The organism is Candidatus Limnocylindrales bacterium (genome assembly GCA_035626395.1).
Lineage (GTDB): Bacteria > Desulfobacterota > Binatia > UBA1149 > CAITLU01 > DASPNH01.
Genome location: DASPNR010000007.1, coordinates 567300 through 583149, shown reverse-complemented (window position 1 = coordinate 583149; position 15850 = coordinate 567300). Strand labels below are relative to the sequence as shown.

12 protein-coding genes are annotated in these 15850 nt (G+C 68.5%); 2 read left to right on the top strand and 10 right to left on the bottom strand.

Features of this window, described 5'->3' with window-relative positions:
* Positions 1-270: 270 nt before the first annotated feature.
* The 6 genes from VEC57_05905 to VEC57_05880 form a co-directional block, all read right to left on the bottom strand.
* Complete coding sequence (locus tag VEC57_05905) at positions 271-1725, bottom strand: transposase (protein ID HYB98653.1); 1455 nt, start codon at positions 1723-1725, stop codon at positions 271-273.
* A 199-nt stretch (positions 1726-1924) separates the two neighbouring features.
* Positions 1925-2458: a thermonuclease family protein gene (locus tag VEC57_05900; protein HYB98652.1), complete on the bottom strand. Its 534-nt coding sequence runs from the start codon at positions 2456-2458 to the stop codon at positions 1925-1927.
* A gap of 131 nt (positions 2459-2589) precedes the next feature.
* Positions 2590-3618: an LLM class F420-dependent oxidoreductase gene (locus VEC57_05895; protein ID HYB98651.1), complete on the bottom strand. Its 1029-nt coding sequence runs from the start codon at positions 3616-3618 to the stop codon at positions 2590-2592.
* 60 nt (positions 3619-3678) lie between these two features.
* Entirely contained in the window at positions 3679-5574 is a 1896-nt protein-coding gene (gene acs / locus VEC57_05890) for an acetate--CoA ligase (protein HYB98650.1), read from the bottom strand.
* 50 nt (positions 5575-5624) lie between these two features.
* Positions 5625-6851: an outer membrane protein transport protein gene (locus VEC57_05885; protein ID HYB98649.1), complete on the bottom strand. Its 1227-nt coding sequence runs from the start codon at positions 6849-6851 to the stop codon at positions 5625-5627.
* A gap of 153 nt (positions 6852-7004) precedes the next feature.
* Positions 7005-8747 carry an FG-GAP-like repeat-containing protein gene (locus tag VEC57_05880; GenBank protein ID HYB98648.1) on the bottom strand — a complete coding sequence of 581 codons (1743 nt, stop codon included), beginning with the start codon at positions 8745-8747 and terminating at the stop codon, positions 7005-7007.
* A 265-nt stretch (positions 8748-9012) separates the two neighbouring features.
* Here VEC57_05880 and VEC57_05875 point away from each other — a divergent pair, with 265 nt between their 5' ends.
* Both VEC57_05875 and VEC57_05870 read left to right on the top strand, forming a co-directional pair.
* A complete protein-coding gene (locus VEC57_05875) occupies positions 9013-10017 on the top strand; it encodes an LLM class flavin-dependent oxidoreductase (protein ID HYB98647.1) in 1005 nt (334 codons plus the stop codon).
* Positions 10018-10030: 13 nt separating this feature from the next.
* Positions 10031-12427: a DUF6077 domain-containing protein gene (locus VEC57_05870; protein ID HYB98646.1), complete on the top strand. Its 2397-nt coding sequence runs from the start codon at positions 10031-10033 to the stop codon at positions 12425-12427.
* A gap of 39 nt (positions 12428-12466) precedes the next feature.
* On the opposite strand, the gene VEC57_05865 is transcribed toward VEC57_05870, so the two are convergent.
* The 4 genes from VEC57_05865 to VEC57_05850 all read right to left on the bottom strand — a co-directional run bounded on the left by VEC57_05865 (position 12467) and on the right by VEC57_05850 (position 15842).
* Complete coding sequence (locus VEC57_05865) at positions 12467-13306, bottom strand: PrsW family intramembrane metalloprotease (GenBank protein ID HYB98645.1); 840 nt, start codon at positions 13304-13306, stop codon at positions 12467-12469.
* A gap of 21 nt (positions 13307-13327) precedes the next feature.
* A complete protein-coding gene (locus tag VEC57_05860; GenBank protein HYB98644.1) occupies positions 13328-14413 on the bottom strand; it encodes a DSD1 family PLP-dependent enzyme in 1086 nt (361 codons plus the stop codon).
* A 64-nt stretch (positions 14414-14477) separates the two neighbouring features.
* Positions 14478-15083 (bottom strand): ferritin-like domain-containing protein, encoded by a 606-nt coding sequence (locus VEC57_05855; GenBank protein HYB98643.1) that lies wholly within the window; start codon positions 15081-15083, stop codon positions 14478-14480.
* Between the two features lie 132 nt (positions 15084-15215).
* Positions 15216-15842 carry a DJ-1/PfpI family protein gene (locus VEC57_05850; GenBank protein HYB98642.1) on the bottom strand — a complete coding sequence of 209 codons (627 nt, stop codon included), beginning with the start codon at positions 15840-15842 and terminating at the stop codon, positions 15216-15218.
* Between the last annotated feature and the right edge of the window lie 8 nt (positions 15843-15850).

Sequence of the window (15850 nt, the reverse complement as noted above, 5' to 3'; positions counted from 1 at the left end):
ATTCAAACGCACTTCCGCATCGTATCGCCACCGGTTCTATGGTCTCGCCCGGGTCCGATAAGGTCCATTCTGACAACTGCGCGAATGCCGCGAAGGCTTGCTGGTACCGCTTTCCTGTCCTTTCCTGTCCCCGCGCCGCGGTTGATACAACCTTTCTCAGCAGTTTCCACGCCCACGTGTGAGCTTTCACGCGGACTGCGGCACACGGGCGCGGTGCCAGTGCTCAGCTAGCGCTTTTCGGGAAACAGGTGATCGGAGCCTGCGGTGGTTTCAGCCCGTTGCGCAGCGTGCTGGAGGTGACCGCTGCAGTGGCGATGATCTGCGGACTGCCGCCAGGACGGACCCTATTGCGTCGCGCCCCGTCAGCACGTGCATGCGGCCAGCACACCGCGGGCATACAAGCACGTCGACGGCAAAGACCCGGCGAAGCAGGTCGGCCCAGGGGATGCGCACTGGTCGCGCCGGTTGGCCGTCGTGCCTGCGATGCGAATGCTTGCCGGCCGCTGCCTCGACCTTGACTGCCGGTACCACCTGGTCACGCCACGCGGCATTGGGCGCCAGCACGCCGTGGTACCGGACTTGATGTGAGCGCGGCGGCGGCACCAGTGCCGCAAGGCGCGCCAGCAACTCGAGCGGGCCCAGAACGACCGTCGTCGTTCCATCATTCCAGGGGCGGCTAAGCCGGTAGTCGATGCTCCCGTCCTCCATCAGTGTCAGCCGGTCCGATGCCAGCGCCGGCCGTGCCACGTACCTGCACACATGCTCGAGCCGGCTGCGATCCCGCGCCGGCACGAAGACTCCAGCGTGCAGGCTCAGGCCCTCGCCGACGGCACACAAGCCATCCTTGCTCTGTTTGCGCGAGGCCGGCGCGGTGCGTGGCTCCTTTCTGACCCGTCGCGTTGGTCTGCCCTTGTCGGTGCCAAGCGGCACTACCGACTGCACCGCGCCGGCATAGATCTCAGCCATCGACAAATTGGTCTTTAGCATCGGATCGCCGTTCTCGTCGTCCTCCGAGCCCACGCCGCCCTTGGCCACTACGCGCTCGATACGTCGTGCGGCATCAGCCAGGCATTCCTGGATCTGCTCAAGCGACGGCGCCGGCAAAGGATGGAATTGCACCTGCTGCGCGCGTGCCGGAGTCTCGTAGACGCCCTCGAGCACGAGCGTGTGAAAATGGACGTTCAGATTGAGGGCGCCGCCAAACCTCTGCACGAACGTCACAGCGCCGCACTGCCCGCGGCGAACACCGAGCTTGCGCTTAGCCCGCTTCCTCACCGACGCGAACACGGCGGCGACGAATGCCTGGACCACTGGGGTCAACAGTGCGGAATCATAGGCCAGGCGGTGGCGCAGCCAGAATGGCAGCGACAGCACGTACTGCCGTATGCCGACCTCGGGCAGCACGAAGTCCACGAGGTTGGCCGCGGTGTCCGCCATTCGGCGACCCCCGCAAGATGGACAGAAGCCGCGCCGCTTGCAGGAGAACGCAACGATCCGCTCAAAGCGGCAGCGTTGACAACGGAAGCGGACGAACCCCGCGGTTGGATCGCCGCACGCCAAGTAGTCGCGAAAGGTCTGCTCGACGAATAGCGGCAGAGGATGGCCGCGAGCGCGCGCCAACTCGACGAACGTCTCCAGGTTCTGGCTGACCACCTGATGCAGGACCGTGAATCCGGGATGGCGCGGCTCGTAGATCGGCCCGCTCTGTTCTGCCCGCGATTGCACGCGGGCATCCGTCGCACGTGTACTCCCCCCGCCGCGATCACATCAATGGCATTCGCGGTTACGGTGCGAACGATAATGACGGGGCATGCAAGGTAGCCGTCGATGGTGCTTCCCCCTCTTCGACCCTCGCTGCACCCGGAACCTGCGGGCTGCCCTGGTCGCCTGAGCATCGGTCGAAAGCCGCGGCGACGGCCCGCGTTCAGCGGCGATCCTGCCGGTAGTCCCACGGCGTGGTGAAGCGGCCATCCCAGGCGCCGCGCCGGCCGAGACGCGCTTCGTCCTCTTCGTCCACGTAATCGTTGCTGTACTGGCGATAGGCCAGCGCCAGGCCCTCGCGGACTAGCTCGGCCGCGATGTCGGTCTGCCCGATCGTGCAGCGCGCGACCATGCGGCCGTAGACGTCGACGTCGCGCTTCTCGCAGGTCAGGCTGGCGTTGCCGACCATTCGCTCGAGGGTGATGCGCGCAACGTGCCCGCACGGGAAGTGCGTGCCGTCGCTGCGCCCGCACAGCTGATCGCGCTCGAACGCGTCGATGCCGAACAGGCGTATGCGAGTGCGTGCGATCTCGATGCTATCCCCGTCGTTGACCAGCGCGCGTCCTCGCACGACGTCCGGGTAATCGCGCATCTTTCCGCGGCGCGGATCTTCGGGGGCCGTCCACAGGCCCAACGCGTACGCCAGCGCCGCGCCGACGACGAGCACGATGGCCTTCTCCGTCAGCGTGCGAGGCATGCGAAGGCCTCGGCGTCTGCGCGGGAATCCGTTCAACGTGATACCCGGACACGGCGGCTGCAGCGCGGCGCCCACCGCCGCGCGGACGCGGCGCCGCCATCATCGCGCATGGACTGCAGAGCCCGAATCACTCAGAGGCAAAGCTCGGCCATCGTGCGCATGTCCTCGCGCCGCGACAGCGACAGGATCAGCGAATGCACGCCCGACTGCTTCCACGCCGCCACGCGCTCGGCGATGCGCTCCTTGGGTCCGACCAGCGTGATTGCATCGACCAGATCGTCGGGCACGGCCGCGGTGGCCTCTTCCTTCCTGCCCGACAGGAACAGGTCCTGGATGTTCCTGGCAGGCCCCTCCCATCCCATGCGCGATACAAGCGAGTTGTAGAAGTTCTTCTCGCGCGCGCCCATGCCACCGACGTACAGTGCGATCCCAGGGCGGACGCGGTCGCGGCAGGCTTGCACGTCGTCGCCGATCACCACGTTGACCATCGGCATGATCATGAAGCGCGATTTCTTGTCGGCGTCGCCCGACCTGGCAAAGCCCTTTTCCAGCGATGCCTGGAACGTGGACAGACCTTCGGCGCTGGTCCAGATGGGCATGAAGCCGTCGGCCACCTCGGCCGCGACTTCGACTCCCTTGGGCGAGATCGTGGCGGTGATGATCGGGATGTCCTTGCGACCGTGGAGGATCGAGCGCAGCGGCTTGCCGAGGCCGCTGGCGCCGGGGCCGCGGTACGGAATCTGGTAGTTCTCGCCTTCGAAGGTCACCGGCTCCTCGCGCGCGAAGATCTTGCGCAGGATCGCGATGTATTCGCGCGTGCGCACCAGCGGCTTGCCGTAGGGGACACCGTGCCAGCCTTCGATGACCTGGGGTCCGGACGGGCCAAGCCCCACGATCATGCGACCACCCGAGAGCTGGTCCAGCGTCATCGCCTGCATCGCGCACATCGCGGGCGTGCGCGCCGGCATCTGCATGATGCCGGTGCCGAGCTTGATCCTGCTGGTGTGCGCGCCGATCCACGCCAGCGGCACGATCGCATCGCCGCCCCAGGCCTCGGCCGTCCATACCGAGTCGTAGCCGAGGCTCTCGGCCTCCTTGATCGCGTCCAGGTCGATCCTGATCTGCGCGCCGAAGGCGCCGGCGGTAAGTCCGAGCTTCATGCTCCCTCCGAATCTTGGTCCGAGGCACGCGCGCGCACCCGAGACGCGCGTGCGATTCCGTCAGTCTTCGAGCGTGGACACGTCGCCTTCGTCCTGGCCGAGCTCACGGGCCTTGAGAAGGCGGCGCATGATCTTTCCCGAGCGGGTCTTGGGCAGTGCGCCGATGAACGAGATCGCCGAAGGCTGCGCGATGGGCCCGAGCGTGTCGCGCACGTGCGCGATGAGCTGCGCTTCGAGCTCATCGCCGGCGGCGGCGCCGGAGCGCAGCACCACGAACGCCTTGATGCACTCGCCCTTGATCGGGTCGGGCAGGCCTATGACGGCCGACTCGGCCACGGCCGCGTGCGTCAGCAGCGCGCTTTCCACCTCGGCGGTGCCGATGCGATGGCCCGCGACGTTGAGCACGTCGTCGGCGCGGCCGAGCACGGCGTAGTAGCCCTCGGCGTCGCGCACCGCGATGTCGCCGGTGACGTAGCCGCCGAGCGTGGCGTTCCAGTACGACTCGTAGCGCTCGGGGTCGTTCCACAGCGTGCGCATCATGTAGGGCACCGGCGCCTTCATCACCAGAAGCCCGCCCTGCCCGTCCGGCACCGGCGCGCCCGACCCGTCGACGATGTCCAGGCGCACGCCGGGCATCGGCTTTCCGACGTAGCCGGGACGGCCGGCCATCGAAGGCAAGGTGCCGATCATCGGCGAGGCGATCTCGGTCTGCCAGTAGTGGTCGACGACGGCGGCGCCGTTGCGGCCGATGTGACGCTGCGCCCACACCCAGGCCTCCGGATTGAACGGCTCGCCCGCGCAGTACAGCACGCGCAGCGACGAGATGTCGTGACGGTCGACGAACTGCTCGCCCGCGCGCATGAACATGCGGATTGCGGTCGGTGCGGTGAACATGCCGGTGACGCGATACTTCTCGACCAGGCTCCAGACGACGCCGGCGTCGGGATGATCGGGGGCGCCTTCGCGCACGACCTGCGCGCAGCCTGCCAGCATCGGCCCGTAGCAGATGTAGGAATGGCCCACGATCCAGCCGATGTCCGACGTCGACCACCACACGTCCTCTTCGCGGACGTCGTAGTAGTTGCGGATCAGCGTGTGCACGCCAACCGCGTAGCCGCCGTGCACGTGCACGACGCCCTTGGGACGTCCCGTCGTTCCCGACGTGTAGAGGATGAAAGCGGGATCGTCGGCATCCATGTGCTCGGCCGGACATTCGTCGCTCTGCGCCGAGACCGTCTCGATGAAATCCGTCTCACGCCATCCGAGCCTTCCCAACCCTTCGCGCCGGTGCACGAGCACGTTCTCGACGAAGTTCAGGCCGTGCAGCGCCTTCTCGACAATGCCGTTGAGAGGTATCACCTTGCCGCGCCGGTAGGTGGCGTCGGCGTAGACGAGCATGCGTGCGTGCGAGTCCTCGATGCGCTGGCGCAGGGCGTCGGGGCCCATGCCTGCGTACACCACCGAGTGGATCGCGCCGATGCGTGCGCATGCCTGCATCGTGAAGATGCCCTCGGGCGTCAGCGGCATGTAGAGCACGACGCGATCGCCCTTGCCTATCCCGAAGGACTTCAGCGCATTGGCGATGCGGCAGACTTCGCCCATTGCCTGCGTGTACGTGTACGTTCGCGCCGGCCCGCGCTCGGATTCGAAATGCAGGGCGATCTTGTGGCCGCGCCCGCGCTCGATGTTCCGCTCCAGGCAGTTGTACGAAAGGTTGGTCTTGCCGCCGACGAACCAGCGATGCCTGCTGCCGTGGATCTCGCTGACGCGCGACCATGGCGCGAACCAGTCCAGATCGCGCGCGGCGGCGTCCCAGAACGCGTCGGGATGGGTCTCCCAGGACCGGTACCAGTCGTCGTAGTCGGAAACCAGAGCGCGTGCGCGAACGCGCGGCGACGGCTCGAATCGGACGTCGAGCTTTGCCAGCGCCTCCACTGCACTCCTGTCCACGCTCACGCGCGAAAGCTACCGCCCGCTCCGCGCGGAGGCAATGCGTGCGACCGAGCCTAAAGGTTCGCGCGGAAACCGAGCATGACGATCTGCCCCGACATCCGGTACTCTCCCGGAAAGATGAGCGCCTCGGCGCTGGAGATGTCGCGCTCGTCTTCGAAGCCGTGGCCCGCCGTGACGTCGATGATGAAGTCCGGCGACCACGCCAGCGAGAAGCCGCCGCCGATCTTCCAGTCGATGACATCCATGAGCAGCGGCGAGACGCTGCGATCGCCGACGATGGTGTCGGCCCAGCTCGCGCTCAGACGTAGGGTGATGCGTTCGGTGAGGGCATACTTCGTCCCGAGCGCGATCAGCCATTCATCGGAGGCGTCGGCGATGAACGCGACGTCGCCCGTCGGCGTCTCCTCGAAGCGAAACCAGGACTGCGAAAAAATGCTCGCATCGGTCCAGCGGCCCAGCAGGCCCACGTGCAGCTTTTCGGTGACGTCGGCATTGACGCCGACGAAGATCTGCGAGGGCTGATCCAGGTCCAGCTCCACGTCCTGCTTGTTGCCGCTGGGCAGGCGCATGTCGCCGTCGGCCCACACCATGCCCGGCGAGCGAATCGCCAGCCCGAGCGCAATCGCGTCCGTCAGCTCGTAACGCGCGCCGGCGATGGCCTGAACGCCCGGGCCCCACACGCTGAAGTGATAGGGAATGTCGGTCGTGTAGCGCAGCTTGACGTCGCCGAGCAGCAGGCTCAGGCCCACCCCGAAGCTCAGACGCTCGGTCGCTTTCCAGGCGACGTTGGCGGCGACGTTGACGACGGCGAAGCGCGACAAGAACTCGAGCGGCACGCCGACCGCCGGCTGCGCATCGGTGTCGAACGATGCGCCGAGACTGCCGTAGAGCGCCAGCGCCGCGCGGATGCCGTGGGGGCCGCCAAAGACCAGGCTGCCCTCGGGAACGTAGCCCGTGAACCCGTCCCGGTTGTCATAGCGAGGCGGCGCCGAGGCATCGAAGGAGCTGTGGCCGACGGCAATGCCGAGCGAGCCGCTGGTGGCGCCGGGCTCGAAGAGGATGAGCGAGGCGGGGTTGGAGAACGCGGCTGCCGAGGGGGATTCGGGGTCGCCCATGGTCGCGCTGCCCATGGCCGCATCGGCGGCGCCGACCGATGGAGTCAGCAGCTGGGATGCGGGCGCCTCGCCCGCCGACGCCAGCGCCGCCACGGCGACGGCGACGGCAAAGCAGATGGGCAGGCTGCAGCGAGCGCCAGGGAAGTCCGGGTCGGTACGGTGCATGGGGTCCCCTTGAGTGGAAGCGTCGAAGCGTCGGGAGCCGCGGAGCGTCTCTACGTGAATCCTGCCTCAGAGCAACAGAACGACGTCGCCTTTTTTGAACCCGCCTCAGACCGGCGGGTGTAGCAGCGTCGCGATCGCAGGGCCGCGGCCCGGTCACTCCGACGCAGGCCGCACGACCAGGTACAGCGGCGCGTGCACGCCGCGGAAGTTCGGGTGCTGGGAGGCGCCGCGCGTCAGCACCCGGAAATCGTCGGCCTGCGGAGGGCCGGAGACGCTGCGGTAGCGGCAGGTGGCAACCCGGTGCGGGCCCTGGAAGCCCTGCAGGGTCATGACGCCGCCATAGACCGTTGCCACGTCGCAGCCCGGCGGTGTGCAGTCGTTGAAGGCGCTCAGCACCCACAGCTCCGGATCGGCCTCGCACTCGACGTCGCCACCGGAGCCTGCGAACCAGCCGCGGCTGGCGTCGTACTCGATCGACAGGTCGAGGGAGCCGAGCACGCGGCTTTCCTCCAGATGCACCTCGACGTCCCAGTCGGTGGCGCTGCCAGGATCGCACTGCTCGGGGAAACATACCGTCGTCGTCGTCGTGGAGTCGACGGTCGAGGTCGTGGTGGTGGTCGGCTCGGGGAAGATCGCGGGCACGGACACGAGCCACAGCGCGCCACGCTCGGCGCCTCCATCGCCATCGCGCGGCGTACCGAGGGCGATCTCGCGGCGGCCGTCGCCATCGAGGTCGCCGACGCCGGCGATGCTGCGCGCCAAGATGCCGTGACCCGCAATGCCGAGCAGCAACCTCTGTCGCATTGCACCGTCACGACCCAGAAACTCGAAGATCAGATGGCGCACCGGACTGGTGCCGTACCAGTCGCTGTAAAAGCCGATCTCGGCAACGCCGTCGCCGTCCAGATCGGCCGATGCCACCGGCTCGCTCGTGCTGAAGGCCGGTGCGCCGTCGCCCTCATCGAGCGTGCGGACGGGCTTTACGGCTTTGGTCCTTCCGTTGGTGCGCAGCAGCACGACGTAGGGAAAACCGTGCGACGCGATGAGATCGGGAACGCCGTCGCCGTCGACGTCGCCGGCAGCGGCCACGGAGTGACGGGCAGGATGAAGGCCGGATACGGGAACGGCACGAACCGCCGCGCCTTCCCGGTTCAGGAACACGATGTAGACGCCGCTTGCCCTGGGATCGGTTCGGCAGCACAAGGGATCGCCGCCAGCCACGGCCAGTTCCGAAATTCCGTCGCCGTCGAGATCGCCGATGCCGGCCACGAAGAGACCGAAAAGCAGCGCCCATTCCCCTATGTCGGCGTCGCCGAAGCTTCCCGGCCGGATTTCGCGCCAGCTGGCGACGCTGCCGTCGGTCTGCAGAAGCAGGATGTAGACCGATCCTTCGCGCTCCCCGTTGGACTCGGCATGCCAGGGCGCGGCCACGGCGAGATCGGGAACGCCGTTGCCATCGACATCGCCGAGCGAAGCGACCGCCGCTCCGAAGCGGCCGCCGTCGTCGATCTGCGCGTCGAAGCCCTGCAGGCCCGGCGCGATCTTGACCTGCGACCGTACGGTCGCGTCGCCGTTCATGAACAGGAGCCACACCGCGCCGGCGGCCGTCAGCGTCTGCGCATCCTCGCTCCAATCGGCTCCAACCACGATGTCGCCGATGCCGTCGCCATCGACGTCGCCGGCGCCGGCCACGGCGGAACCGAACTGATCGAAGTCGGCGAGGTCTCCGCTGAAGCCGCCGCTGGTCTGGCTGATCTTTCGGACAACGGCCACGTCCGGCCGCGTGTCCGCCTCCGCGCCGCCGCCGAGGTCGGCGTCATTGCCGCAGGCGGCAAGCACGGCGGTGAGGACCGGAACGACGATGGTGGGGCAGTGGCCGGCGCGACCTATTGGCATCCGTCGTTTCTACCACCGCTGCCGGCGGGCCAACAGTCGATTTCTTGCGACGTGTGAGCGCGGGCATCGCTGCGAAAGCGAAGGCATTCACCGCCTGCGGTCAGCGCGGTCGACGAGGCCGCGCGGGCCGCAACGCGACCATGGCAGAGGAAACCGGCCGCTCACCCTGCGCCGACGAGAAACAGCAGCCGTTCTCGCAGCTTGACTCCCCACGGCCGCCCTCGTTTAGTGCCGGCCGCGTCGCGCGCCGGCGCCGAGGAGCAGCATGCAACAGAGAACCGGCCTCGTTCCCTTCTGGAAGAACTACGACCGCAAGGCCATCCTGCGCTACGTGCAGCAGGCCGACGAGCTCGGCTACGATTCGTTCTGGGTGCCCGAGGCGTGGGCGTACGAGGCGTTCTCCCTGCTGACCGAGATGGCGCTGGTGACCAAGCGCATCAAGCTGGCCACCGGCATCGTCAACGTGTTCAGCCGCTCGCCCGGGCTCGTCGCCATGCACGCGGCCACGCTCGACGAGATCTCCGAGGGCCGCTTCATCCTGGGCCTGGGCACGTCCGGCGAGAAGGTGATCGAGGGGTTTCACGGCATTCCCTACGAGAAGCCGCTGACGCGCCTTCGCCAGTACATCCAGGTCGTGCAGGCGCTCATTGCCGGGCAGCGCCTGACCGATGCCGGCGCCGACCTGTGGGAGTTCCGGCACTTCAAGCTCGAGATGACGCCCATCCGCAGCCGCATCCCGATCTACTGCGCGTGCCTGAACGACAAGGCCATCGCGATGGTGGGAGAGCTCGCCGACGGATGGATGCCCACGTTCTGGCCCTGGCAGCAGCTCGACAAGGGCGTGAGGATCCTGGCGCAAGGCGCCGCGCGCAGCGGCCGCGACGTGCGCGAAGTGGCCGTCGCGCCCTTCACCACCGTCATCCCCATGCCCGACAAGGAGATGAGCTATCACTCGGCGCGAGGGCTGATCTCCTTCTACATCGGTGGCATGGGCGTCTACTACCACGGCCTCCTGACGCGCATGGGCTTCGGCGACAACGCCGACAAGGTGCGAGACCTCTACAACGACAAGAAGCGCGAGGAGGCTGCCGCGGCCGTCTCCGACGAGATGATGGATGCGCTGGTCATCGCGGGCGAGCCCGATTTCTGCCGCAGGCGTCTGGACGAGTGGCGCGCCGGCGGCGTCGATCTGCCCATCCTCGGCCTGCCCACCGACATGGGCCCCGACATCTGCTCCATGTACATGCAGATGATGGCGCCGGCCGCCTGAGCCGACGCCGGCGATGGTCGGCACGTTCGCGTCGGCGCTGGCCGTCGCCTTTGCGCTCTTCCTCTTGCCGGGCGCCGCCGTCGTGCTCGCCACGCACGCGCGGCCCGAGCGCTGGGAGCTGCCCGCCTTCGGCTTCGCTGCATCGCTGTCGCTGCTGTTCGTGTGCTTCGGCATCGCCGTTGCGGCGCGACTTCCTCTCACGGCAGTTCCCTACCTGCTGGCCGCGCTGACGGTCGGCGGCTGCTACGTGGCGCGCATCGGCTACCGCGCGCCGGCCGCGCCGCCCAGACCCGAAGATGACGACGACCAGTGGCAGGTCTCGCCGGCGTGGTGGCCGTGGGTGGTGCTCGCGCTCGTGATTGCCACGGCGGCGGCAGCAGCGTTCTTCGCGCCTCGCGGCAGCATCGACCGGTGGTGGTATCTCGCCTACGTGCGGGCCTACCTGGAGCGCCCGAGCCTGACGCTGGAGGAGCCGTTCTTCGGCACCACGCACACGTTCGCGCGCTTCAACGTGCACCCCTGGCTTATGGGGCTGGCGCTGTGGTCGCGCCTGTCGGGGATCGACCCGGTGTGGATCTACGAACGCGCCGCGCCGCTGCTGATCGCGCCGCTCGGAGTATCCAGCGCCTGGGCGCTCGCTCGTGCCGTCTTCCGCCCGGGAGCCTCGGCGCGCCTGTGCGTCCTTGCAGCCGTGGTGCTCTGGAGCGGCGGACTGGTTCCGCTGCTGGCGCGCGCCGGCGAGGACAAGATCCTTGCGCAGGCGCTGCCGGCGGCCGCGTGCACCGCGGCGTTTCTTCGCGCCGCGCGCGGCGAGGCGCGCTGGTCCATCGTGGTCGCGCTTGCCGCGCTCGCCACCGCCTCGGTGCACGCGCTCGTGTACGCGCTCGCGATCACGCCGCTGCTGGCATTCGCTGCCGTTCGCTGGCTCATCGATCGCAGGCACCGGCGCGCGGTCCTGATCAGCGCCGGCATCCTGGTGGCGGTGGCCATCTATCCGGCCGCGGTGGGCGTGGCCGTGCGCGGAGATATGACCGCCATCGGCGCCGAGCTGCACGACATGAGCCATCCTGTCGTGCGCGTGCACGAAGAACGCGCCCGTCTGGTCCACCTCGGCAGGATGGGTTACGTGGTGCATCCGCGTCTGGTTGCGCACCCGCTGCTGCTCATCGGACTGATGGCGCTGCCGCTGCTCGCGCTGCGCAAGGGCAGCTCGCGCGACTATCTGCTGACGGCGACGCTGACCGGCGCCGCTGTCGCGTTCTTTCCGCCGCTGACCGTGGCGGCGGGCGCGCTGCTGTCGCCGTGGATGGTATACCGCGCGCTGTGGATGGTGCCGTTCGCGGCGCTGGCGGCATTCGCCGTCACGGAGGCGCGCAAGGCGCTGCGTTTCGACGAGGGTGCCGCGCTGGCGGCGATCCTGGTCCTGGCCACGCCGCCGCTGATCGCTACCGCGGCCCAGCGCATGAGCGCGCAGAGAGCAGCGCGCGTGGTGCAGCCGGCCGACGCCGGGTTCGTGGCGGCCATGCATGCGGTGCGAGCGCTGCCTCGCGACGCGGTGATCGCGGCGGCGCCCGAGCTTTCGGAGCGGCTGCCGGCGCTGACCGGCCGGCACGTGCTGGCCGCGCTGGATCGCTCCACCGTCGTCTTCGCCGGCTCGCGCGAGCGCGGCGAAGCACGTTTGCGTGCACGAGCGGCGACGCTCGCCGGCGATCCGCGCCGGGGAGCGTTCGAGGAAGCGGTGCGCGCAGCGGCCACGCACGCGATCTTCGATCCGCGCTCGCCTGCGCTGCCGGACTGCGCGCAGCGGCTGTACGAAGGAGAGGCCTACGCCGTCTGCGCAGTGGCGCCCGCGCCGGTGACTCCCGATTCGGAGCGGATGCAGGGCCTGGAGGCGTTGCCCGAGGAATCGCTGCGGGTGCAGATCATGGACGGCGACGGCGAGAACGAGACCAAGGCGCTCGACGACGGATCGCCGAGCATCTCGGGGACGCCGGTGCGCGCCGTCTGCAGCAGCGGGAGTGCCGCAGGCGCAGCGCGAGCGGGCCCTTGGCCCGCCGCCGTGCCGATGATGACGTGCCGCCTGTCCAGCCTCGACGGCGACCAGGTCACCGCCACGGCGTTCGAGATCGTTCCATCGCTGCGCCTGGCCGTCGACGAGCTGCTGATCTCGGTACGCGCCGTGCGCAGCGGCAGCGTCGTCTATGATGCGCTGGGAACCGGCCGCGCCAGCGGAAAGCGGCCGCTCCGCTTCGCGCTCGCGGCGCCCGCGGCCGACGAGGTCGAGCTGCGCATCGTCTCGGGCTTCCTGCCGCAGCTTGGCGTGCAGAGCGTGGCGTGGTCGGTGGGTGGCGCCAGGGAAGCGGGCAAGCGCCACATCGGCGTGCGCAAGCTGCCGCGCAAGGAACGATGAAGACGTTCCAATTGCTCGAACCTGCGCACGTCCACTCCATCACCGTCGTCTTCGCCACCCTGTCCTTCCGCTCAGTGCACTCACCAGCGCGATGCCTGGCGCCAGGAAGGCCGCCGCGACCACCGTCGCGGCAGGAATGCGCCAGACCTCCGCAGCTCCCGCGGCGCACGCGGCGGCATCGGCAGTGCCGCAGACGGTGTCGACGAGGGCCGGCGCCGCGATCCCGTTCCACACCGCATGCTGCAGCACCGCCGCAAGCAGGCCCGCTGCGGCAACCGCGCTCACCTTGCCCGCCCTCTGCATGGATGCGCCGAGGCCGGCTCCGCTGCATGCGGTGAACGTCGCGTGCGCTGCGCTCGAGAGGACACCGCGCATGTACAACGCGGACGTCACTCCCGCCTGTCCACCCTGCAGCATCGAAATGCCGAGGTAGAGGAAGTTCTCCGTGCACACGAAGCCGATGCCGATGAGGACGCCGTAGACGACGCCGTCGCCCGCAGTGCGAAGGGCGTGCGGAGCCAGCATCCACAACAGGACCAGGCCGCATGCCTTGGCAGATTCCTCCAGCACCGGTGCGATGAGGGTCGCCATCACGAGGCGGCCGGCGTCGCCGGCCGGCACGTTCATCCACGCGCGGGCGATCTCGTTGCTGGAGGTGGCCAGGAACGCGGCGCCGATCGCGCCCCAGGCAAACGCCGCAGCAAGCAACCTCAGCGGCCGCCGCGCCGGCCATTGCACGGCGACGATCAGCGCCGCTGCGACGAGCGCGGGCAACGTCGCGGCTGCCAGAATCAGCGGCGGCGTGGCAGTCAGGAGGTCGAACGTCCAGACGAAGGCGGGCGCGGCGAGCAGAAGCGCAAGGCCGTATCGCGGCCGCAAGGTGGCGTCTGTCTCCGGCGCTCAGACCGCGCCGCGGGCGTCGACCGGCCAGATCGCGACGAGCTCGTCTCCTCGCACGCAGTGGTAGTGGTCGTACAGGTTCACGGTCGGGTCGCAGTGCGGCACGATGCATTCGACGATGGCACCGAGCGGCAGCGTCTGATCCTGATCCGCAAAGATGACGCAGCCGTGCTCGTCGCCGGAGAAGCCGTAGACGGCGCCCGCGGGCGCGCCCCTGGCAATGCGAGGCTTCGGCCCATCGGTGGCGAATCGTTTGAGCCCCGCATCCGTCGTCACCATGCCGCGCGCGTTGTTGCTGATGACCGTGGTCTGGACGAACAGCGCGGGCTCGAACGGCGAGGTGCTGGCGCCCTGCTTCAGCTCCACATCACCGTACTCCACATCCATGACGGTGTAGGAGCCCGCCTGCAGCTCCGTGAAGACGCCGGCCCGATGGTCGATGTCGTAGGTGCCCGTGCCGCCGCCGGTGACGATCCTGGGTTTCATTCCATCCTTCTCGAGCGCTGATACGAGCGCCGTCACGCGCCGGAGCTGCTCGAGCGAGACCTCGGCCCGCGAGTCGAAGCCTTCGATGTGCTGCGCATGTCCGCAGTAGGCCTGCACGCCCGCCAGCTCGAGGCCACCGGTGTCCCGCACGATGCGCGCGAGCAGCACGCCGTCCTCGACGCTGGCGACTCCGGTGCGTCCGAGGCCCACGTCCAGGTCGACGAGGACCTTGAGCGGCTTTGGCGCCGCCCCGGCAGCAACGCCCAGATCGGCCACGTTGCGCGGATTGTCCACGACCACGATCAGCTCGCTCGCTGCGAGATTGAGCGTCACCAGCCGCTCGATCTTGGCAGGCTGCACCACCGGCGAGGTGACCAGGACGCTGGGGATGCCGCCGGCGATCATCACATCGGCTTCGCCGACGGTGGCGCAGCAGATGCCCACGGCGCCGGCCTGCATCTGCAGCCTGGCGATGCGCAGCGATTTGTGGGTCTTGGCGTGCGGCCGCAGCGAGAGCCCCAGGCTCTTGCAGTGCTCGGCCATGGTTTCAATGTTCTGTTCGAGCCGGTCGAGGTCCAGGACGAGGGCGGGCGTGGTCAACTGAGTGCGCGACCCGGCAATGCCGACGAGCCCGGTGTCAGGACCGAGGTCCTCGAGGTCGAGCCTACCCCGCAGCAACGGCGGCAGACTCGCGGGAATCGGAGAAGGAGAAGCCGAGCCAGCGGCGTTCCTCTTCCTTGAAGGCTTCGAAGATCTCCTGCTCCACCGCGCGGTAGTGCGCGAGCTGGGCGCGCACCTTCTCCTCGCCACCGTGGTTGCGCGACAGGCGCAGCATCCAGTCTTCCATCCAGGAGATGTGCCACTTCTCGTCCTTGGTCAGCTCCTCCAGCACCGCGCGCGTGTCGGGATCGCAGAACGGGCTGGCGGCGTGCTCGCCGTAGCGCCTTTCGGACCGCTCCTCGACGACCACGGTGAGGGTGAAGAGGTCGAGCACGCTTCCCGGAATGCCGAGCGCCTTGCCGATGCGGCGCTGGTAGCCGTCTGGCACGGCGACCGGGAACCCACCGAGCTGGCGGATGCGCTTCGTCCACAGCCACGCGTGTCGCATCTCGTCGCTGATGTGGCGCGTGAACAGGACGACGGCTTCGGGGTCCTTCTCGCGCTGCATCATCTTCATGAGCAGCGTGGCGCCGCGGATCTCGGCGTCGCGGTAGTAGCTGAAGAGCTTGATCAGCCCGTCGGTGCTGGGGGTGGAAGCAGTGGCACTCATCGGCAACCCGGGCGCGGAATAGTATAAGAAACGCCGCGCCACTCGGAACGCCGCTCGGCCTGCGCAGAGGCCCTGGACGCAGGCTGGAAGGAGCGCCAAGGCTTCGCAACACCGCACCCCGTGCGGCAGCCGTCAGTCGACGAGCCCGTAGAGCCTGGCGAATGGGTCCCAGGTGGGGTCGCGATGGCGGTCATATTCGGCTCGCTGCTCGATGGTCGTGGCAAGCTCGCTGCCGTACAAGCGCTCGACCAGGGCCAGCAACATGTCCATGCCGGCGCTGACGCCCGACGACGTGACTCGGTCGCCGTCGTCGACCCACCTTGCCTGCTTGACCCAGCGGACGCGCGGGCCCTGCTCCATCACCCACGAGAACGCGAACTTGTTGGAGGTGGCGCGGCGGCCGTCGAGGAGACCCGCCCTGGCCAGCAGCGCGGCGCCGGTGCATACCGAAGTCACGATCTCGGCGCGGGCCGCGGCGGCGCGCAGCCATTCGAGCAGGGATTCATTGGCGACCTCCCGGCGAGTGCCGATGCCGCCGGGAACCAGCAGCAGATCCAGCGGGGGCGCTGTGGCGAAGCCTTCGGCCGCAACCGTCTGCGGTCCCTGCGAGCTCGTGACCGCGCCCGCATGCTCGGCAACGGTGACGATGTCGACCATGCCCTTGAGATTGCCGACCATCTCGATCGGGCCGTACACATCCAGCACCTCGAAGCCGGGAAAGAGCAGTACGCCAAGGGTCCGCCGCCTGGTGTTTTCCATGGCCGCAT

Excerpts from the sequence above, each read along its gene's own strand:
- VEC57_05885 (HYB98649.1), bottom strand. The coding sequence starts at position 6,851 with ATGCACCGTACCGACCCGGACTTCCCTGGCGCTCGCTGCAGCCTGCCC.
- VEC57_05895 (HYB98651.1), bottom strand. The coding sequence starts at position 3,618 with ATGAAGCTCGGACTTACCGCCGGCGCCTTCGGCGCGCAGATCAGGATC.
- VEC57_05870 (HYB98646.1), top strand. The coding sequence starts at position 10,031 with ATGGTCGGCACGTTCGCGTCGGCGCTGGCCGTCGCCTTTGCGCTCTTC.
- VEC57_05855 (HYB98643.1), bottom strand. The coding sequence starts at position 15,083 with ATGAGTGCCACTGCTTCCACCCCCAGCACCGACGGGCTGATCAAGCTC.
- VEC57_05900 (HYB98652.1), bottom strand. The coding sequence starts at position 2,458 with ATGCCTCGCACGCTGACGGAGAAGGCCATCGTGCTCGTCGTCGGCGCG.
- VEC57_05850 (HYB98642.1), bottom strand. The coding sequence starts at position 15,842 with ATGGAAAACACCAGGCGGCGGACCCTTGGCGTACTGCTCTTTCCCGGC.
- VEC57_05880 (HYB98648.1), bottom strand. The coding sequence starts at position 8,747 with ATGCCAATAGGTCGCGCCGGCCACTGCCCCACCATCGTCGTTCCGGTC.
- VEC57_05875 (HYB98647.1), top strand. The coding sequence starts at position 9,013 with ATGCAACAGAGAACCGGCCTCGTTCCCTTCTGGAAGAACTACGACCGC.